Annotated in this window: 23 protein-coding genes; 10 read left to right on the top strand and 13 right to left on the bottom strand. The window is 68.3% G+C overall.

The window, feature by feature from the left end; all coding sequences use genetic code 11:
* Positions 1-10: 10 nt before the first annotated feature.
* The 4 genes from sdhA to ACS5PN_RS01770 form a co-directional block, all read right to left on the bottom strand.
* Positions 11-1777 carry a succinate dehydrogenase flavoprotein subunit gene (gene sdhA / locus ACS5PN_RS01785; protein WP_439462228.1) on the bottom strand — a complete coding sequence of 589 codons (1767 nt, stop codon included), beginning with the start codon at positions 1775-1777 and terminating at the stop codon, positions 11-13.
* On the bottom strand, positions 1777-2136 hold the full coding sequence (gene sdhD, locus ACS5PN_RS01780) for a succinate dehydrogenase, hydrophobic membrane anchor protein (RefSeq protein WP_439462227.1): 360 nt from the start codon (positions 2134-2136) through the stop codon (positions 1777-1779). The genes sdhA and sdhD overlap by 1 nt, the downstream gene beginning before the upstream one ends.
* Before the next feature lie 19 nt (positions 2137-2155).
* Positions 2156-2584, bottom strand: coding sequence for a succinate dehydrogenase, cytochrome b556 subunit (sdhC, locus tag ACS5PN_RS01775; RefSeq protein ID WP_439462226.1), 429 nt, complete (start codon positions 2582-2584; stop codon positions 2156-2158).
* 91 nt (positions 2585-2675) lie between these two features.
* On the bottom strand, positions 2676-3401 hold the full coding sequence (locus ACS5PN_RS01770; protein ID WP_439462225.1) for a GntR family transcriptional regulator: 726 nt from the start codon (positions 3399-3401) through the stop codon (positions 2676-2678).
* Between the two features lie 86 nt (positions 3402-3487).
* On the opposite strand from ACS5PN_RS01770, the gene ACS5PN_RS01765 reads away from it, so the two are divergent.
* Positions 3488-4474 carry a malate dehydrogenase gene (locus ACS5PN_RS01765; protein ID WP_439462224.1) on the top strand — a complete coding sequence of 329 codons (987 nt, stop codon included), beginning with the start codon at positions 3488-3490 and terminating at the stop codon, positions 4472-4474.
* A gap of 62 nt (positions 4475-4536) precedes the next feature.
* On the opposite strand, the gene ACS5PN_RS01760 is transcribed toward ACS5PN_RS01765, so the two are convergent.
* Entirely contained in the window at positions 4537-6102 is a 1566-nt protein-coding gene (locus ACS5PN_RS01760; protein ID WP_439462223.1) for a methyl-accepting chemotaxis protein, read from the bottom strand.
* Positions 6103-6252: 150 nt separating this feature from the next.
* Between ACS5PN_RS01760 and ACS5PN_RS01755 the strand changes: the two genes are divergently transcribed.
* The 5 genes from ACS5PN_RS01755 to acnB all read left to right on the top strand — a co-directional run bounded on the left by ACS5PN_RS01755 (position 6253) and on the right by acnB (position 11400).
* Positions 6253-7266 carry an HpcH/HpaI aldolase/citrate lyase family protein gene (locus ACS5PN_RS01755; RefSeq protein ID WP_439462222.1) on the top strand — a complete coding sequence of 338 codons (1014 nt, stop codon included), beginning with the start codon at positions 6253-6255 and terminating at the stop codon, positions 7264-7266.
* 135 nt (positions 7267-7401) lie between these two features.
* Entirely contained in the window at positions 7402-8013 is a 612-nt protein-coding gene (locus ACS5PN_RS01750; RefSeq protein WP_439462221.1) for a hypothetical protein, read from the top strand.
* A gap of 104 nt (positions 8014-8117) precedes the next feature.
* The gene (locus ACS5PN_RS01745; protein WP_439462220.1) at positions 8118-8381 is read left to right on the top strand and encodes an AbrB/MazE/SpoVT family DNA-binding domain-containing protein; all 264 of its coding nucleotides are present in this window, start codon (positions 8118-8120) and stop codon (positions 8379-8381) included.
* Positions 8378-8788: a type II toxin-antitoxin system VapC family toxin gene (locus ACS5PN_RS01740; protein ID WP_439462219.1), complete on the top strand. Its 411-nt coding sequence runs from the start codon at positions 8378-8380 to the stop codon at positions 8786-8788. Before ACS5PN_RS01745 ends, ACS5PN_RS01740 begins: the two co-directional genes overlap by 4 nt.
* A 20-nt stretch (positions 8789-8808) precedes the next feature.
* On the top strand, positions 8809-11400 hold the full coding sequence (gene acnB / locus ACS5PN_RS01735) for a bifunctional aconitate hydratase 2/2-methylisocitrate dehydratase (RefSeq protein ID WP_439462218.1): 2592 nt from the start codon (positions 8809-8811) through the stop codon (positions 11398-11400).
* Positions 11401-11449: 49 nt separating this feature from the next.
* On the opposite strand, the gene ACS5PN_RS01730 is transcribed toward acnB, so the two are convergent.
* From ACS5PN_RS01730 to ACS5PN_RS01715, 4 genes are all read right to left on the bottom strand, one after another.
* A complete protein-coding gene (locus ACS5PN_RS01730; protein WP_439462217.1) occupies positions 11450-12457 on the bottom strand; it encodes an ankyrin repeat domain-containing protein in 1008 nt (335 codons plus the stop codon).
* A complete protein-coding gene (locus ACS5PN_RS01725; RefSeq protein ID WP_439462216.1) occupies positions 12450-13016 on the bottom strand; it encodes a sigma-70 family RNA polymerase sigma factor in 567 nt (188 codons plus the stop codon). The genes ACS5PN_RS01730 and ACS5PN_RS01725 overlap by 8 nt, the downstream gene beginning before the upstream one ends.
* Positions 13017-13066: 50 nt before the next feature.
* Positions 13067-13921, bottom strand: coding sequence for a hypothetical protein (locus tag ACS5PN_RS01720; protein WP_439462215.1), 855 nt, complete (start codon positions 13919-13921; stop codon positions 13067-13069).
* Between the two features lie 65 nt (positions 13922-13986).
* Positions 13987-15225 carry an NADH:flavin oxidoreductase/NADH oxidase family protein gene (locus tag ACS5PN_RS01715; protein WP_439462214.1) on the bottom strand — a complete coding sequence of 413 codons (1239 nt, stop codon included), beginning with the start codon at positions 15223-15225 and terminating at the stop codon, positions 13987-13989.
* Positions 15226-15299: 74 nt separating this feature from the next.
* Between ACS5PN_RS01715 and ACS5PN_RS01710 the strand changes: the two genes are divergently transcribed.
* Positions 15300-15698, top strand: coding sequence for a MerR family transcriptional regulator (locus ACS5PN_RS01710; RefSeq protein ID WP_439462213.1), 399 nt, complete (start codon positions 15300-15302; stop codon positions 15696-15698).
* 27 nt (positions 15699-15725) lie between these two features.
* On the opposite strand, the gene ACS5PN_RS01705 is transcribed toward ACS5PN_RS01710, so the two are convergent.
* Positions 15726-15998 (bottom strand): hypothetical protein, encoded by a 273-nt coding sequence (locus tag ACS5PN_RS01705; protein ID WP_439462212.1) that lies wholly within the window; start codon positions 15996-15998, stop codon positions 15726-15728.
* Positions 15999-16112: 114 nt separating this feature from the next.
* On the bottom strand, positions 16113-17045 hold the full coding sequence (locus ACS5PN_RS01700; RefSeq protein ID WP_439462211.1) for a GGDEF domain-containing protein: 933 nt from the start codon (positions 17043-17045) through the stop codon (positions 16113-16115).
* 125 nt (positions 17046-17170) lie between these two features.
* Between ACS5PN_RS01700 and ACS5PN_RS01695 the strand changes: the two genes are divergently transcribed.
* Both ACS5PN_RS01695 and ACS5PN_RS01690 read left to right on the top strand, forming a co-directional pair.
* Positions 17171-20242: an amidohydrolase family protein gene (locus tag ACS5PN_RS01695; RefSeq protein ID WP_439462210.1), complete on the top strand. Its 3072-nt coding sequence runs from the start codon at positions 17171-17173 to the stop codon at positions 20240-20242.
* A gap of 1 nt (position 20243) precedes the next feature.
* Positions 20244-21563 (top strand): amidohydrolase family protein, encoded by a 1320-nt coding sequence (locus tag ACS5PN_RS01690; protein ID WP_439462209.1) that lies wholly within the window; start codon positions 20244-20246, stop codon positions 21561-21563.
* Here the strand turns inward: ACS5PN_RS01690 and ACS5PN_RS01685 are convergent.
* A complete protein-coding gene (locus ACS5PN_RS01685) occupies positions 21560-23527 on the bottom strand; it encodes an MFS transporter (RefSeq protein WP_439462208.1) in 1968 nt (655 codons plus the stop codon). The genes ACS5PN_RS01690 and ACS5PN_RS01685 overlap by 4 nt on opposite strands.
* 79 nt (positions 23528-23606) lie before the next feature.
* Positions 23607-25040, bottom strand: coding sequence for an exodeoxyribonuclease I (sbcB, locus tag ACS5PN_RS01680; protein WP_439462207.1), 1434 nt, complete (start codon positions 25038-25040; stop codon positions 23607-23609).
* A gap of 36 nt (positions 25041-25076) precedes the next feature.
* On the opposite strand from sbcB, the gene ACS5PN_RS01675 reads away from it, so the two are divergent.
* Positions 25077-25820 carry a transporter gene (locus ACS5PN_RS01675; protein ID WP_439462206.1) on the top strand — a complete coding sequence of 248 codons (744 nt, stop codon included), beginning with the start codon at positions 25077-25079 and terminating at the stop codon, positions 25818-25820.
* Positions 25821-25832 lie beyond the last annotated feature (12 nt).

Raw genomic sequence — 25832 nt, 5'->3', positions numbered from 1 at the left:
TCGACCCGGCTTAGAAGGTACGGACCTTGGGCGGGACGGATTCAACCGTCAGCGGCGTCAGGTTCACAGGCTTGTAGTCCAGGCGGTTGCCTTCGGAATACCACAGCGAGTGCTTCATCCAGTTCGCGTCGTCGCGGTTCGGGTAGTCGTTGTGCGCGTGGGCGCCACGGCTCTCGGGGCGGGCGGCGGCCGAGATCATCGTGGCCATCGCGGCTTCGATGAGGTTCTCGACTTCCAGGGCCTCGACACGCTCGGTATTGAAGACCTTGGACTTGTCCTTCAGGCCGATGCCGGCGACGCGCTGGGCGACTTCCTTGATCTTGGCGACGCCTTCGTCCATGGACGCCTGCGTGCGGAACACGCCGGCATGCTTCTGCATGGTCGAGCGGATGTCGTTGGCGACGTTTTGGGCGTACTCGCCGTTGGTGGCCGATTCCAGGCGCGCCAGGCGGGCCAGGGTCTTGTCGGCAGCGTCCTTGGGCAGTTCCTTGTGCGACTTCGTCTTGAGGTTGAAGTCGACGATGTGGTTGCCCGCGGCGCGGCCGAACACCAGCAGGTCGAGCAGCGAGTTGGTGCCCAGGCGGTTGGCGCCGTGCACCGACACGCAGGAGCATTCACCCACGGCGTAGAGGCCGTTGATGATGTCGTTGGGCTTGCCGTTCTTGGGGATGACGACCTGGCCGTGCACATTCGTCGGAATGCCACCCATCTGGTAGTGGATGGTCGGCACGACAGGAATCGGTTCCTTGGTGATGTCGACGTTGGCGAAGTTGTGGCCGATCTCCAGCACCGAGGGCAGGCGCTTGGCGATGGTCTCGGCACCCAGGTGGGTCATGTCCAGCAGCACATAGTCCTTGTTGGGACCGCAGCCGCGACCTTCCTTGATTTCCTGGTCCATGGAGCGGGACACGAAGTCGCGCGGGGCCAGGTCCTTCAGCGTCGGGGCATAGCGCTCCATGAAGCGCTCGCCGTTGCTGTTGCGCAGGATGGCGCCTTCGCCACGGCAGCCTTCGGTCAGCAGCACGCCCGCGCCGGCCACGCCGGTGGGGTGGAACTGCCAGAACTCCATGTCTTCCAGCGGGATGCCGGCGCGCGCCGCCATGCCCAGGCCGTCACCGGTGTTGATGAAGGCATTGGTGCTGGCGCCGAAGATGCGGCCGGCGCCACCGGTGGCCAGCAGCACGGTCTTGGCGTGCAGGATGTGGACCTCGCCGGTCTCCATCTCCAGGGCGGTCACGCCGACGGCATCGCCCTCGGCGTCACGGATGATGTCCAGCGCCATCCACTCGGTGAAGAACTGCGTGCGGGCACGGACGTTCTGCTGGTAGAGCGTGTGCAGCAGCGCGTGGCCGGTGCGGTCGGCCGCGGCGCAGGCGCGCTGCACGGGCTTCTCGCCGTAGTTGGCGGTGTGGCCGCCGAAGGGGCGCTGGTAGATGGTGCCGTCGGCATTGCGGTCGAAGGGCATGCCGAAGTGCTCAAGCTCGTAAACGACCTTGGGCGCCTCGCGGCACATGAACTCGATGGCGTCCTGGTCGCCCAGCCAGTCCGAACCCTTGACGGTGTCGAAGAAGTGGTAGTGCCAGTTGTCCTCGGACATGTTGCCCAGGGACGCGCCGATGCCGCCTTGCGCGGCGACGGTGTGCGAGCGGGTCGGGAAGACCTTGGACAGCACGGCCACGTTGAGGCCGGCCAGAGCCAGCTGCAGGGAGGCGCGCATGCCGGAGCCACCAGCCCCGACGATCACCACATCAAACTTACGGGTCGAAAGCGCCGCCATCAGAGTCTCCACAGAACCTGGATTGCCCAGCCGGCGCAACCCAACAACCAAACGATGGTGGCCACCTGCAGCGCGAGGCGCACACCCACGGGCTTGATGTAGTCCATCCAGATGTCGCGCATGCCGACCCAGGCGTGATAGGCGAGCGACAGGATGGTCACGAAGGTCAGCAGCTTCATCCACTGCTGCGAAAAGATCGCTGCCCAGCGGTCATAGCCGAGGGCGCCGGGCATCAGCACCTGGGCCAGCAGCACGACCGTGAACAGGGCCATCAGCACGGCCGTGATGCGTTGCGCGAGCCAGTCGCGCAGACCGTAGTGCGCGCCGACGACGACGCGCTTGGAGCCGAAAGTACTCATTGTTGTTGTCCTCTGGGGCTCAGTAGAGACCGAACAGCTTGGCAGCCAGCGCCAGGGTCAGCAGGCTGCTGAGCACCAAGGTGATCTGTGCAGAGCTTTGGCCCTGGGCCTTGCTGACGCTGTGGGTCGCGTCCATCCACAGATGGCGCACGCCGGCGATGAAGTGGAAGAGATAGCCCCAGATCAGGGCCAGCGCCACGAGCTTGATCACCACGCCCGGGATGCCGATCACGCCCGCCACGAAGACGTTGGTGAAGGACTCGAAGGAGATTTCGGAACTGAGGCTGTTGTCCAGCATCCAGATCGCGAAGGGCAACAGCAGGAACATCAGCAGGCCGCTGGCGCGATGCAGGATGGAAACCCAACCTGCGGCCGGGAGGCGGTAGCTGACGATCTGCGTGACGTGAATATTGGTGTAGACCGGTCTTTTCTTGACGCTGTCCGTCATGGTCGTGCCCGTAATCAATGTGAAACCGAAAGATTCTAGGCCCAAGACAAAGGCCGAGCTTCGCGGTTGCTGCACTGCGGCATTGTCAGATTCAGTTCAACTCGTTGAGGTAGAAGTCCGCCTCCGTGTGGTAGAGGCCGCGGCGCAGTTCGACCGGTCGGTCGCCATAGGTGAAGGCCACGCGCTCGACGCTGAGCAGGGGGGCGCCGTCGCCCAAGCCCAACAGCTCGGCCGCCTCGGCATCCGCTGCAACGGCGCGCAGCTTCTCCTCGGCGCGCACCATGTGGACACGGAAACGCTCCTCGAACAAGGCGTACAGCGTGCCCGGGTAGGCATTGATGACCTCGCTGGTCAGCCCCTGGAAATGCCGCTCCGGCAGCCAGAGGTCGTCCAGCACGACGGCGCGTCCACGGCGCAGCAGCAGGCGCCGCACCTCGATGACGGGCTCCGATGTGCGCAGATGCAGGGCCCGCGCCGTCTCTGCGTTGGCACGGGCGCGTCGGCAATGCAGCAGCTCCCGGGTGAAGCCGGTGGCGCCGTCGTCGGCCACCAGGCGCAGGAAGCGATAGGCGTCACGTGGCGCCGTGTGCGTCGCGACAAAGGTGCCGGCGCCCTGGCGGCGCTCGACGACATGGGCCGCGGCCAGCTCGTCCATGGCCTTCCTGACGGTGCCTGCGCTGGCGTGGAAACGCTCGGCCAGGGCCGCTTCGCTGGGCAGGGCGTCGCCCGGCCGCCACTCCCCCGCCGCCAGGGCGGCCACGATCAATTGGCGGATCTGTTCGTACAGCGGCGCAGGGGACTTGGGCATGGACCGCATTGCAGCACAGGGTATGCCCGTACACTCGACGGGTTTCGGGCGATCTGTCCCGGCCCCGGCTTTATCAACTGTCCTCGGAGACCTCCATGAGCAAGAAACCCGTTCGCGTCGCCGTCACCGGCGCTGCTGGCCAGATCGGCTACGCCCTGCTGTTCCGCATCGCCTCCGGCGAAATGCTGGGCAAGGACCAGCCCGTCATCCTGCAGCTGTTGGAAATCCCCGACGAGAAGGCTCAGAACGCGCTGAAGGGCGTGATCATGGAACTCGAAGACTGCGCCTTCCCGCTGCTGGCCGGCATCGAAGCCCACAGCGACCCGATGACCGCCTTCAAGGACACGGACTACGCCCTGCTGGTCGGCGCCCGCCCCCGCGGCCCCGGCATGGAGCGTGCCGACCTGCTGGCCGCCAACGCCCAGATCTTCACGGTGCAGGGCAAGGCCCTGAACGCCGTCGCCTCGCGCAATGTGCGCGTGCTGGTCGTCGGCAACCCCGCCAACACCAATGCCTACATCGCCATGAAGTCGGCTCCGGACCTGCCGGCCAAGAACTTCACCGCCATGCTGCGCCTGGACCACAACCGCGCCGCCTCGCAGATCGCCGCCAAGACGGGCAAGGCCGTCGCCGGCATCGAGAAGCTGGCCGTGTGGGGCAACCACTCGCCGACGATGTATGCAGACTACCGCAACGCCACCATCGACGGCCAGTCGGTCAAGAACCTGATCAACGACGAGCAGTGGAACCGTGAGGTCTTCCTGCCCACCGTCGGCAAGCGTGGCGCCGCCATCATTGCCGCTCGCGGCCTGTCGTCGGCCGCCTCGGCTGCCAACGCCGCCATCGACCACATGCGCGACTGGGCCCTGGGCACCAACGGCAAGTGGGTCACCATGGGCATCCCGTCGGGCGGCGAATACGGCATCCCCAAGGAAGTCATGTTCGGCTACCCCGTCACCTGCGAAGGCGGCGAGTACAAGATCGTGCAAGGCATCGAGATCGACGCCTTCTCGCAGGAGTGCATCAACAAGACGCTGAAGGAATTGACGGACGAGCAGGACGGCGTCAAGCACCTGCTGTAAGTCTTTCGCTTCGGCAAAAGCAAAGGCCTCCCGCGGGAGGCCTTTTTCATGGCTGGGCCGGATCAGCGGTGAGCTGGCAGGCGGAAGGTCGACACCGTCTCAACCAATTGCTGCGCCTGCACCTTGAGCCCATCGGCCGCAGCGGCCATCTCCTCCACCATGGCGGCGTTCTGCTGCGTGGCCTGGTCCATCTGCGTGACGGCCGTGCCGACCTGGTTGACGCCCGCGCTCTGCTCGGCGCTTGAGGAGCTGATCTCGCCCATGATGTCGGTGACGCGCTGGATGCTGCTGACGACGCGGTCCATGGTGGCGCCGGCCTGGTCGACCAGCGTATTGCCGCGGTCCACGCGCTCCAGGCTCTGCGAGATCAGCGTCTTGATCTCACGCGCGGCCTCGGCGCTGCGGCCGGCCAGCAAGCGCACCTCGCCGGCCACGACCGCGAAGCCGCGGCCCTGCTCGCCCGCGCGTGCTGCTTCAACGGCCGCATTCAGCGCCAGGATGTTGGTCTGGAAGGCGATGCCGTCGATGACTGAGATGATGTCGCCGATGCGGCGCGAGCTGTCGTTGATGCCCTTCATCGTGTCGACGACCTGCTTGACGACCTGGCCGCCTTCGGCCGCCACATGGGACGCGTTCTGCGCCAGCTGGTTGGCCTGCTGGGCGTTGTCGACGTTGTTGCGCACCGTCGCACCCAGCTCATCCATGGACGCCGCCGTCTGCTGCAGCGCGCTGGCCTGGCTCTCGGTGCGGGCGCTCAGGTCCTGGTTGCCCGAGGCGATCTCCGAGCTGGCATTGGCCACCGATTCCGAGCCGTCGCGCACCTGCTGCACGATGCTGGCCATGCTGTCGCGCATGGCCTTCACGCCCTGCATGACGCTTTCGTGGCCGCTGCCTCTCAAGTCGATGTCGACGCTGAGGTCGCCCTCGGCCAGTTGGCGCGTGATCTCGTTGACGCGAGCGGGTTCGCCGCCCAGCTGGCGCGTGATGCTGCGCGTGATGGCCAGGCCCAGCATCAGCAGCACGCCGGCCAGCACCAGCACACCCAGGCCCACCTTCCAGACGCGCTGCCAGATGGCCGCGTCGACGGTGTCCACATAGACGCCCGAACCGATGATCCAGCCCCAGGGCGTGAAGCCCTTGACATAGGACACCTTGGGCACCGGCTGCTCGCTGCCCGGCTTCGGCCACAGATAGGGCAGATAGCCCGCGCCGTTGGCCTTGACGATGTCGACCATGGCGACGAACAGCGGCTTGCCGGTCGGGTCCTTGTTGTTGTTCAGCGTCTTGCCTTCGAGCTCCGGCTTCATCGGATGCATGACCATGATGGGGCTCATGTCATTGATCCAGAAGTACTCGCTGCCGCTGTAGCGCAGCCCGCGCACGGCAGCCATGGCCGCCTTCTTGGCCTCGTCGTCGGACAGCTTGCCGGCTGCCACCTGGGCATGGATTTGCGCCACGATGCCATGGGCTGTCTCGACGGCCTGGCGCACGGCCTGCTGGCGCTCGTTCAGGATCAGCTCCCGCTCCGAGAACAGCAGGATGGCGGCCACCAGCAGCACGCCGAGAACGGCGCCAAAGGTCTGCAGGGCCAGGCGGCGGGAAACTCTGAGCGACTCGAGCTTGAGCATGGCTTTGTCTCCTGAGGTCGTTATTCGCGGATGCTGGCATGCCTGGGTCAGATATGACAGTGCGTAAGCACCCTTTGCATCCCCCAAACGTCGCGATTCCGCGACCGGCTTCACACCTGCCGTGATTCCGGCGCTGGGTACAGTGGTGCGATGAGCGCCCTCCTCCACCCCCGTCAGGCCCTGTTCGGCCATGAAGCCACCCGGCCGGTGCTGCCGGTCGTCGACCATTACTGCGGCGTCGAGGCCCGCATGCGCAAGAGCCTGGCCCTGCAGGCCGAGCTGGGCCCGGTCTTCGACATCACGCTGGACGCCGAGGACGGCGCCCCCGTCGGCGGCGAGGCCGAGCATGCGCTGTTGATCGCCGAGCTGGCCACCAGCGCGGCCAACCGCTTCGGTCGCGTCGGCGCGCGCGTCCACCCTTTCGGCCATTCCGCATTCGAAAGCGACGTCGACACGCTGATCGCCAAGGCCGGCGACCGCCTGGCCTATCTGATGATCCCCAAGCCCGAGAGTGCCGACGACGTCGACCGCGCGGCAGCGGCCATCGACGCGGCCTGCGAGCGCCACGGCGTTGCCAAGCTGCCGCTGCAGGTCCTCATCGAAACCCACGGCGCGCTGCGCGAGGTTTTTCGCATCGCCGCGCATCCGCGCATCGAGTCGCTGTCCTTCGGCCTGATGGATTTCGTCTCCGCCCACGGCGGCGCCATCCCGAAGGCAGCGATGGAGCTGCCCGGGCAGTTCGAGCATCCGCTGGTGGTGCGCGCCAAGCTGGAGATCGCCGCCGCGGCCCACGCCTTCGGCAAGACGCCCTCGCACTGTGTGGTCACCGAGTTCCGCGATGCTTCAGCGTTGTCCCAAGCCGCGCGTCGTGCTGCCCGCGACTTCGGCTACACACGCATGTGGAGCATCCACCCCGACCAGATCCGCCCCATTGTCGAGGCCTTCGCGCCGGCCGCCGACGAGGTGGCCGAAGCGGCCGAGTTGCTGCTGGCCGCGCAGGCTGCGCAATGGGCACCCATCTCCTTTCACGACCGCCTGCACGACCGCGCCAGCTACCGCTATTTCTGGACCGTGCTGGAGCGCGCCGAGCGCACAGGTCGCGCGATTCCCGAGGAAGCGCGATCGGCGTTCTTCCCCGTAGCCATCGGGGTAATCGCCGAGTGAGGCAGGAGTCGGCGTGCACTTCGTCACGCCGACAATGCCTACATCTTTTCACCCATCCGCCGTGGCTTTGCAGCCATGATGCGCCACCTTTTTCAATCCCCCAACCCCTTTCCCCGACCTCGACTCCAGATGCCGATGCCCACGCTTCGCAGCAGCGCTGCTGCCCTGATCCTCTGCGCCGCTCTCCCCGCATTCGCCCAGACTGCGCCGGCCAAGCCCGCAGCCAAGCCGGCCGCAAAGGCCGCCAAGCCCGCACCGGCCAAGAAGGCGCTGCCGCCGCCCGAGCCCGTGCTGGTCGACGCCGATGAAGCTCAGCTCGCCGCCGCCGAACGCGCCTATCTCGGCGACTACGCCTGCGAGTTCAAGGAGACCGTGCTGATCGAAAAGCATCCCAAGGTCGCCGGCTACATCAACGTGGTCTGGAAGAAGCAGGTCTTCACGATGAAGCCCGTGCTTTCCTCCACCGGTGCCCTGCGCCTGGAAGACGTGACCGGCCGCACGCTGATGATCCAGATCGCCAACAAGTCCATGCTGCTGGACACCAAGATCGGCCAGCGCCTCATTGACGACTGCGTCCACCCCGAGCAGCTCAAGCTGATCGAAGCCGCCAAGGCCGCCAAGATCAACGACCCCGAGGCCGAAGCCGCCGCAGCCGCACGCAGCGGCCTGGGCATCACGCCCACGGCGCCCGAAGCGCCCGCCCCGGCGCCGGCCGCAAAACCGGCCAAGCCGGCCAAGGCCAAGTGAGTCATCTCAGTTGAAACCCGCGGCTCCGGTATGTAGAATGAATACATACTTTCCGATGCATACCTGAGCCACCGCCTCCGCGGCGCTCAGCCGCTGGAGGCGCCATGGAAGCCACTGTTGCCGAACGCGGGCAGATCACCCTGCCCAAAGCCGTCCGAGATGCCCTCGGCCTGACCAAGGGCACCACGCTCAAGGTCGAGCTGGACGGCGGCCGCATCATCCTGCGCAAGAACGTCGACGACGCCCTCGCCAAACTGCGCGGGCGATTCAAGCTGGCTGAAGGCTTCACCAGCACCGACGACGCCATGCGCGCCCTGCGGGGCCGCGCCCCTGGCGACCCCTACCCCGCCCCGAGCGACGAGGAATGATCGCTGTCGATGCCTCGGTCCTGGTCGACGTGCTGACCGGCGACGCCCGCTATGGCGACGCCTCCGCAGAGGCCCTGGCCCTGGCCCTGAGCCAGGGCGAGGTGGTGCTCTGCGACGCCGTGGCCGCCGAGGTCCAGACCCTGCTGGACACCCGCGAGACCGTCATGGACTCGTTGAAGGAATTCGGCCTGCGCTTCGACCCCATCCAGGAAGCCGCCGCCGTGCGCGCCGGCCATATGCAGCGCCGCTACCGCGACCGCGGTGGCGCCCGCCAGCGTGTCGTTGCAGACTTCCTCATCGGCGCCCACGCCCTGCTGCAATGCCAGGCCCTCATCACCCGCGATGACGGCTTCTTTCGAGACTATTTCAAAGGCCTGAGGCTGATCGTGCCTCAAGCCCAATCCTGACCTGCCCTACGGAGATCACCATGCTTGCCGCCTACCGCCAACACACTTCTGAGCGCGCCGCCCTCGGCATCCCGCCCCTTGCGCTGGACGCCAAGCAGGTCGCCGAACTGATCGAGCTGATCAAGGCCCCGCCGGCCGGTGAAGACGCCTTCCTGCTGGACCTGCTGACCCACCGCGTGCCCCCGGGCGTGGACGATGCCGCCAAGGTCAAGGCCAGCTTCCTGGCCGCCGTGGCCCACGGCGACATCCAGGTCGGCCTGATCTCCAAGGCCAAGGCCACCGAGCTGCTGGGCACCATGGTGGGCGGCTACAACGTGCATCCGCTGATCGAGCTGCTGGACGACGCCGAAGTCGCGACGCAAGCCGCCGAGGGCCTGAAGAAGACCCTGCTGATGTTCGACTACTTCAACGACGTCGCCACCAAGGCCAAGGCCGGCAACGCCAAGGCCCAGGAAGTGATGAAGAGCTGGGCCGACGCCGAGTGGTTCACCAGCCGGCCTGAAGTCGAGAAGAAGATCACCGTCACCGTCTTCAAGGTGCCCGGCGAGACCAACACCGACGACCTGTCGCCCGCCCCCGACGCCTGGAGCCGCCCGGACATCCCGCTGCATTACCTGGCCATGCTGAAGAACACGCGCAGCGACGCGGCCTTCAAGCCCGAGGAAGACGGCAAGCGCGGCCCGATGCAGTTCATCGACGACCTGAAGAAGAAGGGCCATGTCGTGGCCTATGTCGGCGACGTCGTCGGCACGGGTTCCTCGCGCAAGTCCGCCACCAACTCGGTCATCTGGGCCACCGGCGAAGACATCCCCTTCGTGCCCAACAAGCGCTTCGGCGGCGTGACCCTGGGCGGCAAGATCGCCCCCATCTTCTTCAACACCCAGGAAGACTCGGGCTCCCTGCCCATCGAAGTCGACGTCAGCAAGCTGGAGATGGGCGACGTCATCGACGTGCTGCCCTATGACGGCAAGCTGGTGAAGAACGGCCAGACCGTCGCCGAGTTCAAGCTCAAGAGCGATGTGCTGTTCGACGAAGTGCGCGCCGGTGGCCGCATCAACCTCATCATCGGCCGCTCGCTGACCGCCAAGGCGCGCGAGTTCCTGGGCCTGCCCGCCTCCACGCTGTTCCGCCTGCCCGCGGCCCCTGCCGAGACCAAGGCCGGCTTCACGCTGGCGCAGAAGATGGTCGGCCGCGCCGTCGGCCTGCCGGAAGGCCAGGGCGTGCGCCCGGGCACCTACTGCGAGCCCAAGATGACGACGGTCGGCTCGCAGGACACCACCGGCCCCATGACCCGCGACGAGCTGAAGGACCTGGCCTGCCTGGGCTTCTCGGCCGACCTGGTCATGCAGTCCTTCTGCCACACGGCTGCGTACCCGAAGCCGGTGGACGTCAAGACCCACCGCGAGCTGCCCGCCTTCATCAGCAACCGCGGCGGCGTGGCCCTGCGCCCGGGTGACGGCGTCATCCACAGCTGGCTGAACCGCCTGCTGCTGCCCGACACCGTCGGCACCGGTGGCGACTCGCACACCCGCTTCCCCATCGGCATCAGCTTCCCGGCCGGCTCCGGCCTGGTGGCCTTCGGCGCCGCCACCGGCGTGATGCCGCTGGACATGCCGGAGTCGGTGCTGGTGCGCTTCAAGGGCGAAATGCAGCCCGGCGTGACGCTGCGCGACCTCGTGCACGCCATTCCGCTGTACGCCATCAAGGCCGGTCTGCTGACCGTCGCCAAGGCCGGCAAGAAGAACGTGTTCTCGGGCCGCATCCTCGAGATCGAAGGCCTGCCTGACCTGAAGGTCGAGCAAGCCTTCGAGCTGTCCGACGCCTCCGCTGAGCGCTCGGCCGCCGGCTGCACGATCAAGCTGAACCCGGCCCCGATCAAGGAGTACCTGACCTCCAACGTCGTGCTGATGAAGAACATGATCGCCGACGGCTATGCCGACGCAAAGACGCTGCAGCGCCGCATCGAGAAGGTCGAAGCCTGGCTGGCCAAGCCGGAGCTGCTGGAAGCCGACAAGGACGCCGAATACGCCGCCGTCATCGAGATCGACCTGGCCGACATCAAGGAGCCCATCCTCTGCTGCCCCAACGATCCTGACGACGCCAAGACCCTGTCCGATGTGGCCGGCACCAAGATCGACGAAGCCTTCATCGGCTCCTGCATGACCAACATCGGCCACTTCCGCGCCGCGGCCAAGCTGCTGGGCGGCCAGCGCGACATCCCGGTCAAGCTGTGGGTGGCGCCGCCGACCAAGATGGACCAGAGCGAGCTGATCAAGGAAGGCCATTACGCCGCCTTCGGCACCGCCGGTGCCCGCACCGAAATGCCGGGCTGCAGCCTGTGCATGGGCAACCAGGCCCAGGTGCGTGAAGGCGCGACCGTCGTGTCCACCTCGACCCGCAACTTCCCCAATCGCCTGGGCAAGAACACCAATGTGTTCCTGGCCTCGGCCGAACTGGCCGCCATCGCGTCCAAGCTGGGCAAGATCCCGACGGTGGCCGAATACCACGAGGCCATGGGCATCATCAACAAGGACACGGCCAGCGTCTACAAGTACCTGAACTTCGACCAGATCGAAGAGTACGCAGACACCGCCAAGACCGTGGCCGCCTGAGCGCTCGACGCCTAGCCAAAGCCCGCCACCCGGCGGGCTTTTTTTTGGCCTATCGCAGCTGTTCAGCCAGTTCGAGTTGCCCCACGGAGCGGGCATGGTCGGCAGCCGTCAGGCCCTGGGGATCGCGGTCGGCCTTGCGGGCGCCGGCGGCGAGCAGCAGCTCCACCATCTCGCGAGAGCCGGTGCGTGCGGCCAGCATCAGGACCGTGCGGCCTTGGTCATCACGCAGATGGGCCGAGGCACCGGACTGCAGGGCCGAGCGGGCCGTCGCCAGGTCCGCATGGTTGACGGCCGCCAGCAGGAAGGATTCCGCCGGCGTCATCAGCTTCACCGGCTCGGAAGCTGCCAGGGACATGCGGGCGCGAGCCGAAGCCAGGCCTGCTGCGCTGTCGGCCCGCGCCAGGGCCTCGGCCTGGTTGGACGACGGCGCAACCGGGGCGGCAGCCGTCACCGCAGCCGCCGGCGGCACAACGGGCTTGGGTGCCATCACCGGCGGTGGTGCCGCAGCCATGACGGGAGCGGCTGGCGGCGGCTCCACCGCCTGTCGTGCCGACTCGGCCGCCACCGTCACGGCCGCTTCGGCCTCCTTGCGCTGCTGCGGCATGCTCGCATCCGCCACCACCATGGGCGGTGGAAGCTGCATGGCAGGCGGCCTGGACGGAATGATCTTGGCCGCAACGGGAGGCGCCACGGCAGCCGGCGCTTGAGGCGCCGCCTCGCGCGGCGGTTCTGCCTGGGCCACCACGACCGGCGCCGAGGCGGCCGGGCCGGCTGCCAGGCGCGGATCAAGGGTCTTTGTGGGCTCAGCGGGCCGCCCCTTCAGCAGCAGAACGGTGGCCAGCAGCAGCACGCCGGCGGCCAGGCCCCAGGCATAGGGCTGCCAACGCCAGGCCAGGCTGCTGTCCGAGACCGGCACGGCCGCAGCCGCCTCCGGCCGCGGCAAGGCCGCCATCAGCCTTGCATGGCGCTGCTCGCGGCCCGTGTCGTCGCCGAGCAGAGCTGCGGCATACGCGGCCTCGTCCACGTCCTTGGGCGGGGTGGGGTCGAACTCAGCCATCGCGCCACTCGCTCAGACGATGCCGCAGCGCCTCCCGCGCATAGCGCAGGCGGGTCTTGGCGGTTTCGGGGTGGGCCTGGGTCACGTCGGCAATCTCGGCGAGGCTGAGCTCGACGACGGTGAAGAGCAGGAAGGCCTCCCGCTGCTCGACGGACAGGCGCAACAGGCCGCCCTCCACGGCCTGCACGAGACGTTTGGACACCAGCTGCTGCTCGGGGCCATTGGCAGACGAGGCGAGCAGGTCGGGGTCGGCCTCGTCATCCCCCTGGGGCGGGCGCGCCCGCAGGTGGTCCACCACCCGGTTGCGCAGCACGGTGTAGAGCCAGGTCGAGAACTTTGCCTTGGCGGGCGTGAAGCTGGCGGCCTTGCTTGCCACGGCCAGCCAGCCTTCCTGGTGCAGGTCCTCCACCGTGGCACGGTCCGTGGGGTGGAGCATCTGGCGGATGAAGGCGAAGGTCTTGCGGTCGTGGCGGCGGTAGAGGCGGTCGAACGCGCCCATGTCGCCGCGCAGATAGCGGGCGATGAGCTCTTCGTCGGCAGGTTCATTCGCAACCACCATGCGGCGCGGATGCTACGCCGTCAGCACGGTCGGCCGCATCAGGCGCAACCTCACCAGCGCGGCGGCGGATCGGGCACATAGCCGCCGCTGCTGTTGGGGAAGGAGCGCGGCAGCTGCGCCATCGGCCGGGGCATGATGCCGGCCGCCATCAGATTGGCCTGGCTGTCGTAGTGGATCTCCAGCAACTGATCGGGTTGGGGCGTGCGCCGCTGAAAGCCCGTGTGGGCGATGGGTGACCACTCCGCGGCGCCATGGCCGGTGCCAAGCTTGGCGCGTGCCGAGCGCTCGGCCTCGGCGCGACCGGCACTTTCGCGTGCCGGCGCTGCCGCGTCCGCCGCGGCGCCGTTCAGGCGCGCCATGGGGCTGGGCGCCATGGGCGCGGCAGACGACACGGGGGGCGCCTCGTCAACCACGGGCGGCGGCACATAGACCTCACGGAACACCGCGGCACCGATCACACCCACATTGGCCGGCCGCCCGGTGCGGGCGGCATAGGAGTCGCCCAGGGACGTGAACTCGAAGGCCGCAATCTGCTGGTCGCTTTTGCGCCAGCCCGTGATGTCATAGCTCTCGCCGGGGCTCAGCACATAGCCCGACTGGTTGAAGGCCGCCGTGTCGCCGGTGATGGCATTGACGCCGTCCACCGACAGCACCACCAGCACGCGCTCGCCGCTGCGGTTGCTGAGCCGGATGGCATAGCGCGAGCCCGGCGTGCCCGGGCTGTAGCGACGGCCGCGGCCGGGGTATTGAGTGAGGGTTGCGCCGCTGTCGCGGTCGACCAGTTGCATGTCCAGCAGGGGCTGCTGGACGGCAGCAGCGCAGCCAGCATGAAGCCCGGCCAGGCCGGTCAGTGCGGCCAGCTGCAGCAAGGCGGTGCGGCGGCGCAGGGGGAGTGGTGAGCTCATGGCGGTTCCTTCGCAAAGGGTGGGGTCCTCTGCTTCTACGGAGCCGCCGCGCAAACGGGGTGAAATCAGGCGCGCGCGGCCCGCCAGCCACGGTAACGGCGTGTCAGCCGCTTGGTGCGGAGCTGATCCGCGATCAGCGTCCACAGCGGCGAGGACTTGGCCTGCGGCGCCTTGCCGGCCGCCATGCGCTGCAGTTGGCGGCGCACCAGGGCCATGGTGGCCAGACCCACCATGACCTTGTCCTTCCAGCCGACCTGGGGCCGCGGCGCCACGCGGTCCTCGCCGGCCTGCCATTGGCGCGGCAGCTCGGGTGCCATCGCCAGGGCCGTGCCCAGGCCGACCAGGGCGACGCCTTCGGCCAGCACTTGCTCGGCCACGGCCGGGCGGGTGATGCCGCCGGTCGTCATCAGCGGCATGGTGGCGACACCGGCCAGGTCTCGGGCGAACTCCAGGAAATAGGCCTCGCGCGCCAGCGTGCGCCCATCGGCGGTGCGGCCCTGCATGGCTGGGCTTTCATAGCTGCCGCCGGACAGCTCCAGCAGGTCCAGGCCCTCGCCGTTCAGCAGCGCGACGACACCGCGCGCATCCTCCTGGCTGAAGCCGCCGCGCTGGAAGTCGGCGGAATTCAGCTTCACGCCGACGCCGAAGCCCGCCGGCACGGCCGCCTTCACGGCACGCACGACCTCGATCAGCAGACGGGCGCGGTTCTCCAGGCCGCCGCCCCAGCGGTCCTCGCGTCGGTTGCTCAGTGGCGACAGGAACTGGTTGAGCAGATAGCCATGGGCGGCATGGACCTGTACGCCATCGAAGCCCGCCTCGGCCGCGCGCCGCGCCGTCGTCGCAAAACGCTGAATGACGGCCGCGATCTGGGCCTCGCTCATGGGCTGGGGCGCGGCGAACAGCCTGGAATGCTTGCCCAGGTCGAGGGCCACGGCCGAGGCGCTCAGCGCCGGCTCCCCCATGGCGGCAAACACCTGGCGGCCGGGATGGTTGATCTGCATCCAGACCTGGCCGCCGCCGCTGCGGGCGGCCTTGGCCCAGGCCTTGAAACCGTCCAGCGGCGAGTTCTCGTCCAGCACGACACCGCCCGGGCCGGTCAGGGCCGCGGGGTCGACCATGACATTGCCGGTCAGCATCAGGCCGACACCGCCCTCGGCCCAGCGCCGATAAAGGCGCACAAAGCCTTCGCCCGGCACTTGCCCCGGGTCAGCCAGGCCCTCTTCCATCGCCGCCTTGACGAGGCGGTTGGGCAATTGGCGGCCGTTGGGCAAGGTCAGGGGCTGGAAGAGGGAGCTGGCGGACATGGCAGGACGGGTTGGCAGTTGAAGCGCCGCGGATGCTAAGCTTCAAGCCAACTTGAAAGTCAAGCGACTCCTGCATGAAGATCGGCGAACTGTCCCAACGCACCGGCATGGCCACCTCCGCCATCCGTTTCTACGAGTCCAGCGGGCTGCTGCCGGCCGCCGAACGCGGCAGCAATGGCTATCGCCAGTACGGCGACGCCGCCCTGCAACGCCTGCAGATGATCCAGCTCGGCCAGCGCCTGGGCTTCGGTCTGGACCAGCTGCGCGAACTGTTTGCTGCCTGCCATGACGGCCTGCCCCATGACCTCATCTTGAAGGGGTTGAACGATCGCCTGGCCCAGATCGACAAGCTGGCGGCCGACCTGGAGCGCCAGCGCGCCGAAACCCTGGCTCTGCGCGACCAGCTCACCGAGGAATGGGCCGCCGGCCGCTGCGTGGCACTGGAAGAGGCGGGCAAAGAAAAAGCGGCCTGAGGCCGCTTGTCGTCGGGGAAAGGCCGATCAGGCCTTGATGTCCAGCAAGGCGCCGGTGGTGTTGATCTGCGTCTGCAGCACCTTCAGGTTGGCCACATAGGCATAGGCCGCGGACTGCTGCTCGACGATCTCATTGGCCGGGTTGATCTCGCGCTGGGGCACCTTGTCGACATTGGTCGGCTCGGGGCTGGGTCGGCTCTGGTTGCTGGCCGCCAGGTTGGCGATGTTCGCCGACGACGCGCGCAGGCGCTCGTTCGCGGACGAGATGCCAGTCAGGGCGGAGGACAGGGCGACGTTCATCGGGATTCAGTCATTGGGCACTTCGGCCGTAAATCGGCAGCACCTGGCTGAACTTTAGAACAAAAGCCGAAAAACCCCGCATTTCCGGGGATCGCCACGCGGTCAAGCGTGAAATCAGCCCGCGAGTTCCTCATAGCCGCCGGCCGAGACAAAGACGCGCACGCTGTCGCCGCCCGCCGCCTTGGCCTCGGTACAAGCCAGGGCCGCGCCGCCCAGCACGGCGTCCACCGTACCCAATGTCGGCTGGATCTGCACCACGCCCAGGGAGGCCTTCACGCGGGTGCGGTGCAGGCCCCAGCGCAGGCGGTAGCTGGCGATGGCGGAGCGCACCTTCTCGGCAATGATCTGGGCGTAGTGCTGGTCGCAGTCGGGCAGCAGGATGGCGAAATGGTCTTCCTCCAGGCGGGCAACGAGGTCGGAAGCCCGCACCTTGCTGATCAGCATCTGGCCCAGGCCGTAAAGGAAATGGTCACCCACCTCGGCACCCATGTCCTTGATGACCTCGCTGAAGCGGTCGACATCCACCCACAGCACCGAGACCGGCTCGTTGCGGCGGCTGCCGACATGCTCGCCCAGGCGACGCTCGAACTCGCGGCGGTTGGCCAGTTCGGTGATGGCGTCGTGCTTGGCCGTCCAGGTGGGCTGCAGGCGCAGGGCGCGAGCGGCACTCACGTCCTCGACGATCCACAGCGACTCGCCGGTCGGCGCATCCCAGTGCACCGGTGTGGCCTGCAAGCGGCCCCAGAAGCGGTGGCCGTCGCGCTTGACGTATTCGATCTCCTCGTCCAGCGGCCGGCCGGCTGCAAAGGCGGCGGCAGCGCGCTCGTGCAGGGCCGTGTGGGCCATGTCCGTCGTGTGCACGACACGCGTGCCCTGGCCGGAGAGCTCGTTGTCGTCGCCAAAGCCGAACAGGTGGTTGAACTCCTCGCTGACCACCTCGAAACGCTGGCCGGCGACAAAGGCAACGGCGGTGGGCGCGCGTACCAACAGGGCACGCAGGCGGGCGGAGGTGGTGTCCTCGGTCGAGGCGGGAGTAGCGCTGCTCATGGGGGTCTCCGAGTCGATCTTCTAGGTCCGACTATCGCAGGACTGCCGGGTTTCGGCCATGACGCAGATCACGGCATTAGAGTCCGCGTCCTTGCCGTACCACGGCGCCATGACTCGACGAGACGATGCGTCTGCTCCCGGTCTCCCTGCTCGCCCTGCTCACCGGCCTGACCCAGGCCCAGCAGCTCAGTGAAATCCCTCAGGGTCTGCGCGACGCAACACCGCGCTGGCATGCACTGACCGGCGCACGCCTCGTGCTGGCGCCAGGCCAGGTGGTCGAGAACGGCACCCTGGTCATGCGGGATGGCGTCATCGTCGCCGTCGGCGCCGACGTCAAGCCGCCGGCCGGTGCCAAGGTCTGGGCGTTGAACGGCCGCACCGTCTATGCCGGTTTCATCGACGCCGCCAGCAGCCTCGGCCAGGGCCGCGTCGAGTCGTCCAAGGCCAAGGGCCTCACGCCGGGCCAGCGCTGGGTGCGCAGCGAGTTCCGCCAAGCCGCGGCGCTGGAGATCAAGGCCGAAGATGTTCGAGCAGCGCGCGAACAGGGTTTCACGACGGCCCTGTCGCTGCCGCCCACGGGCGCGGTTTTCCGCGGCCAGAGCGCGCTGATCAGCCTGCAGAACATACCCAAAGAGGGCGCCGACGCCCGCAGCCTGGTGCTGGCCAGCGACGTGGCCCAGCACCTGGCCCACGAGTACACGACCTTCGACTTCGAGAGCGGCGGTCGCGCCGGCAACCTGAGCTACCCGACCTCGCTGATGGGCAGCATCGCGCTGGAACGCCAGACCCTGCTGAACGCCCAATGGGCCGCAGGCCCCGCGCCCAAGGGCGAGCGGCGCGAGTTCAATGCCAGCCTGAATGCGCTCGCCCCGGCCCTGGCGGCCAAGCAGCCCATCATTCACGAAGCCTTGGACGAGGAAGACCTGCTGCGCATCGCCAAGCTGCGCGATGAGTTCGGCCTGAAGCTGATCGCCCAAGGCACCGGCCACGAGTACCGCAAGGCCGCCCAACTCAAGGCCCTGGGCCTGCCCGTCATCCTGCCGCTGGCCTACCCGGCCGCGCCCGAGGTTGAGCAGCCCGAGAGCGCCCTGGACGTGCCGCTGCAACTGCTGCAGCACTGGGAGCGGGCGCCCGGCAATGCTGCGGCCCTGCAGGCAGCCGGTGTCGAGTTCGCGATCTCGACCCAGGGCGTCAAGGACCTGAAGAAGGACTTCTGGCCACGGCTGCGCCAGGCCGTGCAGCGCGGCCTCACGCCCGAGGCGGCGCTCGCCGCACTGACAACCACGCCGGCCAGGCTGCTGAACCAGCCACGCCTGGGGCGCCTGGCGCCTGGCCAACTCGCCGACGTCATCGTCGCCAGCGGCGATCTCTTCACCAGCGAGCAGGCCGAGGTCGAAATCGCCTTTGTCGATGGCCAGCCCCTGCCGACCGAAGCCTGGGAGCGCTTCGATGCCCGCGGGCGCTGGACGGTGAAGCCCGCGGGCGGTGTCGAGCAGAGCTGGCAGATAGCCGGCACACGCGCCAAGCCCACGCTGCAGGTCGACGGCAAGGCCTGCGAGCTGCAGCAGCGCGGCCGCGAACTGCTGCTGCGCTGGCCCTGCGAAGGCGGCACCAGCCTGCGCCTGGAAGGCCGCGGCGCGACACTGGTCGGCGCGCTGACGTTGGCCGACGGCCGCACCCAGGCCTGGACGGCCACGCGCACCGCAGCTTTCGAGCCCCCCGCGCCCAAGCCGCCTGTCGTCGCAGCACCCTCGCCCGCCACCTTCCCTGCCGGTGTCTTCGGCCGCACGGCGCTGCCCGAGCGGCCGGCTGCCGTGCTGGTGCGCAACGCGACGGTCTGGACCAGTGCCGCCGCCGGCAATCTCGAAGCGACCGACCTGCTGGTGCGCGACGGCCGCATTGCCGCCATCGGCAAGGGCCTGACCGCACCGAGCGGCGCGGTCGTCATCGACGCCGCAGGCAAGCATCTGACGCCCGGCATCATCGATGCCCACTCCCACACCGCCATCAACCGCGGCATCAACGAGTTCGCCCACTCGGTGACGGCCGAGGTGCGTATCGGCGACGTGGTGGACGCCACCGACATCAGCCTCTACCGCCAGCTCGCCGGCGGCGTGACCAGCGCCAACCTGCTGCACGGCTCGGCCAATGCCATCGGCGGCCAGAACCAGATCATCAAGCTGCGCTGGGGGCAGGACGCCGAGGCGCTGAAGTTCGAGGGTGCGCAGCCCGGCATCAAGTTCGCGCTCGGCGAGAACGTCAAGCGCGCCAACTTCCCCGCGGCGGCCGACGCCGACCCACGCTACCCGGCCACGCGCATGGGCGTGGAGCAGGTCATGCGAGACGCCTTCCTGGCGGCCCAGGTCTACCGCGAGCGCCGCAAGGCCGACCCGCACACGCGCCGCGACCTGCAGATGGACACGCTGGTCGAGCTGCTGGAGAAGAAGCGCGCCATCCACATCCACAGCTACCGCGCCGACGAGATCCTGATGTTCATCGCCGTGGCCAAGGAATTCGGCCTGGACGTCGCCACCTTCCAGCATGTGCTGGAGGCCTACAAGGTCGCGCCCGAGATCGCCGCCATCGGCGCCGGCGCTTCGGGCTTCTCGGACTGGTGGGGCTACAAGGTCGAGGTGCAGGACGCCATTCCCTACAACGGCGCCATGACACGCAAGGCCGGCGTGCTGACCAGCTTCAACTCCGACAGCGACGAACTGGCGCGCCGCCTCAACACCGAGGCCGCCAAGGCCCTGCGCTACGGCGGCAAGGACTGGGGCATGAACGAGGCCGAGGCGCTGAAGTTCGTGACCATCAATTCCGCGAAGCAGCTGCGCATAGCCAATCGCGTCGGTTCGCTGGAAGTGGGCAAGGACGCCGACTTCGTCATCTGGAGCGCCAACCCGCTGTCCAGCGCGGCCAAGGCCGAACAGACCTGGATCGACGGCCGGCGCTACTTCGACCGTGGCGAGGACGCTCAGCTGCGCGAACGCGACCGCGCCGAACGTGCCCGCCTCGTGGCCCTGGCCCTGCCTGAACGGGCCAAGGCCGCGTCACCGCCCGAGGGGCGCCCCGCGACCCCAGTGGCCGCGGCGCTGGACCAGCTCGAGCTGCAGCGCTGGCTGCACGAAGCCAACCGCGACCGCCAAAGCTATTTTGGCGGCGACGCCTGGCATGAATGCACCGTGGACGCGTACTGACATGAAGCTCGCTCTCATCACGGCCCTGCTGGCAGCCGCCTTCACCGCCCAGGCCACGCCCAACACCCCGCCCCCGCCGCAGCACGAGCCCCTGCTGCTGCGCAACGCCACCGTCCACACGGTCAGCGGCCCCGTGATCGCCAACGGCAGCCTGCTGATCGAAGCCGGCAGGATCCGTGCGATCGGCGGCGCCGAGCTGGCCGCACCCGCCGGCGCGAAGACGGTCGACCTCGGCGGCCGCCATGTCTATCCCGGCATGGTCGCGGCCAACACCAGTCTGGGCCTGGCCGAGATCCGCTCGGTCAACGCGTCCATGGACAGCAGCGAGACCGGCGCACTGAACCCGAATGCGCGCGCCCTGGTCGCCTTCAATGCCGACAGCGAGCTGCTGCCCATCACCCGCGCCGGCGGCGTGCTGGCAGCCCTGTCCGTGCCCGAGGCCGGCCGCACCGGGCTCATCGCCGGCACCTCGGCCCTGCTGCAGCTGGAAGGCTGGAACTGGCAGGACATGGCCCTCGTCCCCGAGGTCGGCCTGCATATCGCCGTGCCGCGGCTGCGGTTGAACAGCGCCCTCTTCCCCAACCAGCCCGAGGCGCGCCTGGCGGAAATCCGCAAGTCCACCGATGCCCGGCTCAAGCTGCTGGACGACAGCTTCGACCAGGCCAAGGCCTATGCCCTGGCCCGTGCGGCCGACCCGGCCACGCCCATCGACACGCGCTGGGAGGCCATGCGCCCGGTGCTGCCAGCCACGCCCGGCGCTGTGCCGGTGCGGCCCGTCGTCATGCATGCGGACGACCTGGCGCAGATCCGCTTCGCGCTGGACTTCGCGGCCCGCCATGGCCTCAAGCTCATCATCAGCGGCGGCGCCGATGCCTGGCGCGTGGCCGACACGCTGCGTGAGCGCAATGTGCCCGTCATCATCGACGGTTTGCTGCGCCTGCCGATGCGCCGCGACGACCCGCCGGACGCCCTCTTCGCCCTGCCCGCCCAGCTCGCCGCAGCTGGTGTGCGCTACTGCATCGCCGACGGCGGCCGCGATTCGACCAACGAGCGCAACCTGCCCTTCGAAGCCGCCCATGCCCGCGCCTTCGGCCTCAGCGACGACGAGGCCCTGAAGGCGGTCACCCTCTACCCGGCCCAGATCCTCGGCATCGCCGACAGGCTGGGTTCGATCGAGGTCGGCAAGCTGGCCAACCTCTTCGTGGCCGACGGCAACCCGCTGGAGCCGACGACGCGCATCGAGCGCGTCTTCATGCAGGGCCGTGAGGTGGAACTGGCCGACCGCCAGACCGCCCTGCGCGACAAATACCTGAAACGCTAGCTCGCCGCCTTGGCCGCGGGCGGTGGCACCGGCGCGGCCGGAGCACCCAGGCCCATCTTGGCATTCGGCCGCGCATCGTGGCCCCGCTTCCACTGCTTCAGCGTGTCGACCGCGACCGAGCGGCGGATGTAGCGGTGCCAGATGAAGCTGAGGTCGAAGATCAGGATGGCCAGCCACCAGAGGTAGAGAAAGGCCGCGCCGGCGAGCAGCACCGGCCAGGCGGGCGGAGCGCCAGCCGCTTCGGCCCCGAGCAGCCGCGAGCCCACTAGGAAGGCAATCACGACAGTGCCGACCAGGACCAAGCAGCGCCGCCCCCAGTTGGGCTTGCGCGGCAGCAGCCAGCCGCTGAGGGCGATCACGGCCGCAGCGGCCACCAGAGCCAGCTTGCCCGCCAGGATGGCGTCGGTGATCGGCATGGCCAACAAGGTAGTGAGCGGTCCTCCGAGGTAGCGCGCCGGCCCGTCGGGCAGCCAGTGAAAGAAAGGCGCCGCGCCGGCCGCAAAGGCAAGCGCCGCCGCCAGATGCCAGCGCAGGCCGCCGGTGTGCACCAGCCGCGGCAGTCGGGCTGCGGCGGTGATGCCCATCAGCAGGCCACTCATCAGCAGGATCTGCAGCGGCAGCCTATCGAAGCTCGCCTTCGCCTCGGTGACGCCCTTGTAGAGCAGGAAGACGGCGGCCACCAGCAGCAGGAAGCTCGCGACGTAAGGGATGGCCAGGCTCACGCGGTCGATGAGCCAGTTGCTGGCCGGCACCTTGGCTTTCACCGCCGGGTCCGGCAGTACCACCTCATCGATGAAATGGCCGAAGACCTCGGGGTCGTTCCAGTAGTCGTTGTGCGCCTTGCCGGGCAGCCAGTAGCGGCTGAAGCCGTAGTCATGCTCGGCGCCGAACTCGAAGGCTTCGCAGCCCTCCTCCTTCAGGAAACCCACGGCCGAATCGAGCTTGAAGCCGATGGGGTCGCCGAGGTCGTAGTAGTTGCGCCATTTGATCTTCTGCCCCAGTACCAGGCGCGGCGCCTTGGCGTCGCCGAAGAGCACGCGCCCGCCAACGACGCTGGATTGCAGGTCGAGATCCCGCCACAGCGCCGGCCACAGCACGATGTGCTTGTCGATGGGCGAGCCAATCGTCATGTAGCCGCGCACGAAGCGGATCCAGCCGTCGTCGACCGCCGCGCCGGTCGGGTTGTCGGGGTCGACAACGGGGCGGCCGGCCAGGGCTTCGAGCAGGCCGAGGAAGCTGATGACGGTGCCCTCGCTGTGCGCCACGATGTGAATCTCGGGGTCGCAACCGGGGCAGGCCTGCTGGAAGGTCGCCACGATCTGGGCCAGCGCGCTGTGGAAGCGGTGCAGGATCTTCTGGCGGTAGTAGGGGAAGTCGGTGACGAGTTGGACGTCGCCCACATAGTCGCGCAGCAGCGGGGCCAGTTCGAACTTGAAGATGCCCATGTGGGCCAGCACGGCGAGCAGCTTCTCCAGCACGCCCACCGTCTCGACGATCTCGTCGACGACGCCGGTGCCGAGCTGGAAGTCTTCACGCTTCAGATGGCCATCGGGAACGTCCCGGCGGTACTGCGATTCGGCCCGGCTGACCACCGTGTGGCCCCAGGCCTTGGTCTCTTCCAGCGTGTCGTTGGCCTTGACGACCTGGCCGGGGATGTCGGCCCAGTAGACCTCGGCAAAGCCGATGCGCGACAGCTCGTCATCCTCATGGGCATCCAGGCGGCTGATGCGCACCGTCGCCGCCGACCCCAGATTGAAATAGCCCAGCGGCATGACGGGCAGCGGCGGGTCGGCCCGTTCGCCAAAGCGGCGCGCTACCGAGCGGATGGTGTCGCTGCGCAGCTGGCTGCCAATGCCGTGGATGGCGACGATGATCTTGTCCATCGACGGCCGGCCGTGGCTGGCGTTCGCGATGGACGCGGCCGCGGCGGTCTGCTGGGCGGCGGTGGATGCAGTCGTCGTCATGGGGCTCTCCTTGCGGAAGGCCCCATGGTGATCTCAAGCCGCCTGTGCCGGCCTCACCAAAGCTGAGGAGAAACCGGCTTCAGGGCGCGATCTGCTCTGCGTAGTCGTACAGCGCCGACAGGATCGCCTCACCGCGCTCGTCCGCCGCCTCACCCAACTGGTCGATGCGCTCCATGAAGGCCGACAGCGTCTGCGCGCCGCCCTCGCCTTCATGCAGGCGCGCGGCGAGATGGGCCTGCCAGCGCTCGGTCTCCTCGGCCGACAGGCTCTGCGGGAAGTTGCGGGCGCGCCAGCGGAACACCAGCTCGTCCAGGCGCCCGTCCTGGAAGGCCAGCTTGCCCTGGGCCGCACGCTCGGTGAGCTGCTCGGGCGGCGTCGTGCGCACACGGTTCAGCGTGCGGCGATCGTCGTTGCCGATGAAGCCGCCGTAGAGGTCCTCGTCGACATCGGCCGGCGCGAAAGGCTCGCGCTGGAAGACGTCCAGCCACAGGGCGTCCAGCAGCCGGCCCTTCTCGGCCAGCAGCTGGGCGTTGGCCTGCTGAGCGTCGACGTCATGGCCCCAGCGCTCGGCCATGGCCGGACTGAGCGTTTTCAGATTGCCGATGACGATGGGCGATTTGTTGACGTGGATGGTCTTGATGGGCAGGCGCGTGACGCCCTCGGGCAGGGCCTCCTGCTTGGTGAACATGCGCTCGCGGATGGCGGCGGCATTCAGCGTCAGGAGCTCCGTCGGGTCCACCGCGCAGTCCCAGACGATGAGCTCGTTCTTGTTGGTGGGGTGGGGTGCCAGCGGCCAGACCATGGCAATGCAGCCGCGCTCGGGGCCGTACATGCCGGAGATGTGCAGAAAGGGCTTGCCGATGCCAATCTCGTCCCACACCGCCTGTTTGCTGCGCAGCTTGACGCAGAAGTCCCACAGCTTGGGCTGCGCGTTGCGCAGCTTGCGCGCCAGCGCCACGGTGGCCCGCACGTCGGACAGCGCATCGTGGGCCGCCTCGTGGGCCACGCCGTTGGCGATGGTCAGGTGTTCGAGCTTGAAGCTGGGGCGACCGTCCTCGTGCTTGGGCCATTCCAGGCCGTCCGGTCGCAGCGCGTAGGCGCAGCGCACCACGTCCAGCAGATCCCAGCGGCCGCAGCCGTTCTGCCATTCGCGGCCGTAGGGGTCGATGAGGTTGCGCCAGAACAGATGGCGCGTGACCTCGTCGTCGAAGCGGATGCTGTTGTAGCCCACGCCGATGGTGTTGGGCAGGGCCAGCACGGTCTCGATGGCCGCGGCGAATTCATGCTCGGGCACACCCTGCTGCAGGCAATGCTGGGGCAGGATGCCCGTCAGCAGGCAGGACTCGGGGTCGGGCAGGTAGTCGGGCGCCGGCTGGCAGTACAGCATCAGCGGTTCGCCGATCTCGTTGAGCTCGGCATCGGTGCGCAGGCCGGCGAACTGGGCCGGGCGGTCGCGGCGCGGCACGCGGCCGAAGGTCTCGTAGTCGTGCCAGAAAAATGAAAGGGAAGACATGGTCGCCACGATAGCTCAGCCGCTAGAGTGGACCGCATGAGACTTGCCCTGCTGCTCCTGCTCGCCGCCAGCACTGCCGCCCAGGCCGGCGACGACGCGATCTCGCCCGATCGCCCCGACTTCACCAACGGTCCCGACGTGATGGCCGCCGGCCGATTCCAGCTCGAGACCAGCGGCGCCTGGCAGCGCGACGGCTCGTCACGGCTGCGCTCGACGCCGACGCTGCTGCGCCTGGGGCTGGGCCATGACCTCGAGCTGAGGCTGGACAGCGACGGCGCCCTGCACCAGCGCAACCCCGACGCCAGCGGCCGCGGCGACCTGGGCCTGGGCTTCAAGTGGCAGCTGCAGGATGGCGACGAGGGCAAGCCCGGCCTGGGTGTGCTGGTCGACGTGAAGACACCCACGGGCAGTGGCGTCTTCAAGGGCCACGGCCTCAGGCCCAGCCTGAGTTTCCTGGCGCAATGGGAGCTGCCCGCCGGCTTTTCTCTCGGCACCATGGCTGGCGTCCTCACGGACCGCAATGATGCCGATCAGCGCTACACGGCCGCCGTGCTGTCTGCCAGCCTCGGCATCCCGCTGGGCGAGAAGCTGCACGGCTTTGCCGAGATTGCCGGCCAGCAACTGGCCTCGGCCCGCAACGGCGGCAATGTCGTCACGGCGGGCACGGGGGTGGCCTGGCAGATGACCAACGATGTGCAGCTGGACACGGCAGTGTTCCGCGGCCTGAACCACAACACGCCCGACTGGGCCTGGACGGTGGGGCTGTCGCTGCGCTTCTGAGTGACCGGCTGG

The organism is Roseateles sp. NT4, assembly GCF_051857475.1.
Taxonomy (GTDB): domain Bacteria; phylum Pseudomonadota; class Gammaproteobacteria; order Burkholderiales; family Burkholderiaceae_C; genus Pelomonas.
This window is presented reverse-complemented; position numbering and strand designations above follow the sequence as displayed.

Excerpts from the sequence above, each read along its gene's own strand:
- sdhA (WP_439462228.1), bottom strand. The coding sequence starts at position 1,777 with ATGGCGGCGCTTTCGACCCGTAAGTTTGATGTGGTGATCGTCGGGGCT.
- sdhD (WP_439462227.1), bottom strand. The coding sequence starts at position 2,136 with ATGAGTACTTTCGGCTCCAAGCGCGTCGTCGTCGGCGCGCACTACGGT.
- sdhC (WP_439462226.1), bottom strand. The coding sequence starts at position 2,584 with ATGACGGACAGCGTCAAGAAAAGACCGGTCTACACCAATATTCACGTC.
- ACS5PN_RS01770 (WP_439462225.1), bottom strand. The coding sequence starts at position 3,401 with ATGCGGTCCATGCCCAAGTCCCCTGCGCCGCTGTACGAACAGATCCGC.
- ACS5PN_RS01765 (WP_439462224.1), top strand. The coding sequence starts at position 3,488 with ATGAGCAAGAAACCCGTTCGCGTCGCCGTCACCGGCGCTGCTGGCCAG.
- ACS5PN_RS01760 (WP_439462223.1), bottom strand. The coding sequence starts at position 6,102 with ATGCTCAAGCTCGAGTCGCTCAGAGTTTCCCGCCGCCTGGCCCTGCAG.
- ACS5PN_RS01755 (WP_439462222.1), top strand. The coding sequence starts at position 6,253 with ATGAGCGCCCTCCTCCACCCCCGTCAGGCCCTGTTCGGCCATGAAGCC.
- ACS5PN_RS01750 (WP_439462221.1), top strand. The coding sequence starts at position 7,402 with ATGCCCACGCTTCGCAGCAGCGCTGCTGCCCTGATCCTCTGCGCCGCT.
- ACS5PN_RS01745 (WP_439462220.1), top strand. The coding sequence starts at position 8,118 with ATGGAAGCCACTGTTGCCGAACGCGGGCAGATCACCCTGCCCAAAGCC.
- ACS5PN_RS01740 (WP_439462219.1), top strand. The coding sequence starts at position 8,378 with ATGATCGCTGTCGATGCCTCGGTCCTGGTCGACGTGCTGACCGGCGAC.
- acnB (WP_439462218.1), top strand. The coding sequence starts at position 8,809 with ATGCTTGCCGCCTACCGCCAACACACTTCTGAGCGCGCCGCCCTCGGC.
- ACS5PN_RS01730 (WP_439462217.1), bottom strand. The coding sequence starts at position 12,457 with ATGGCTGAGTTCGACCCCACCCCGCCCAAGGACGTGGACGAGGCCGCG.
- ACS5PN_RS01725 (WP_439462216.1), bottom strand. The coding sequence starts at position 13,016 with ATGGTGGTTGCGAATGAACCTGCCGACGAAGAGCTCATCGCCCGCTAT.
- ACS5PN_RS01720 (WP_439462215.1), bottom strand. The coding sequence starts at position 13,921 with ATGAGCTCACCACTCCCCCTGCGCCGCCGCACCGCCTTGCTGCAGCTG.
- ACS5PN_RS01715 (WP_439462214.1), bottom strand. The coding sequence starts at position 15,225 with ATGTCCGCCAGCTCCCTCTTCCAGCCCCTGACCTTGCCCAACGGCCGC.
- ACS5PN_RS01710 (WP_439462213.1), top strand. The coding sequence starts at position 15,300 with ATGAAGATCGGCGAACTGTCCCAACGCACCGGCATGGCCACCTCCGCC.
- ACS5PN_RS01705 (WP_439462212.1), bottom strand. The coding sequence starts at position 15,998 with ATGAACGTCGCCCTGTCCTCCGCCCTGACTGGCATCTCGTCCGCGAAC.
- ACS5PN_RS01700 (WP_439462211.1), bottom strand. The coding sequence starts at position 17,045 with ATGAGCAGCGCTACTCCCGCCTCGACCGAGGACACCACCTCCGCCCGC.
- ACS5PN_RS01695 (WP_439462210.1), top strand. The coding sequence starts at position 17,171 with ATGCGTCTGCTCCCGGTCTCCCTGCTCGCCCTGCTCACCGGCCTGACC.
- ACS5PN_RS01690 (WP_439462209.1), top strand. The coding sequence starts at position 20,244 with ATGAAGCTCGCTCTCATCACGGCCCTGCTGGCAGCCGCCTTCACCGCC.
- ACS5PN_RS01685 (WP_439462208.1), bottom strand. The coding sequence starts at position 23,527 with ATGACGACGACTGCATCCACCGCCGCCCAGCAGACCGCCGCGGCCGCG.
- sbcB (WP_439462207.1), bottom strand. The coding sequence starts at position 25,040 with ATGTCTTCCCTTTCATTTTTCTGGCACGACTACGAGACCTTCGGCCGC.
- ACS5PN_RS01675 (WP_439462206.1), top strand. The coding sequence starts at position 25,077 with ATGAGACTTGCCCTGCTGCTCCTGCTCGCCGCCAGCACTGCCGCCCAG.